Consider the following 390-nt stretch of genomic DNA (forward strand, 5'->3'; position numbering starts at 1 on the left):
CCGGTGCCGGTGGTCCGCGTCGAACAGCACGAGGACCGCCCCGGCGGCGCCGCCAACGTCGCGCTGAACATCGCCGCGCTGGGCGCGCAGGCCTTGCTGGTCGGCGTCACCGGCCGCGACGAGGCCGCCGACAGCCTGGCCAACAGCCTCAAGGCCGCTGGAGTGGACGCGCGCTTCCAGCGCATCGATAGCCAGCCGACCATCGTCAAGCTGCGGGTCATGAGTCGCCACCAGCAACTGCTGCGGGTCGACTTCGAGGAACCGTTCCGCACCGACGCGGCGGCCCTGGCCGTGGACGTCGAGTCGCTGCTGGCCAAGGTCAAGGTGCTGGTGCTGTCCGACTACGGCAAGGGCGCGCTACAGAACCACCAGGTGCTGATCCAGGCGGCG

The 390-nt window shown here is 70.8% G+C and carries 1 protein-coding gene; it reads left to right on the forward strand.

What is annotated here, in order from left to right; genetic code table 11:
* Nucleotides 1-390 (forward strand): PfkB family carbohydrate kinase (locus FLP08_RS17270; protein ID WP_238388522.1); only part of this gene is annotated, 390 nt, incomplete at both ends.

This window comes from Christiangramia aestuarii, from assembly GCF_009735585.1.
Classification (GTDB): domain Bacteria; phylum Bacteroidota; class Bacteroidia; order Flavobacteriales; family Flavobacteriaceae; genus Christiangramia; species Christiangramia aestuarii.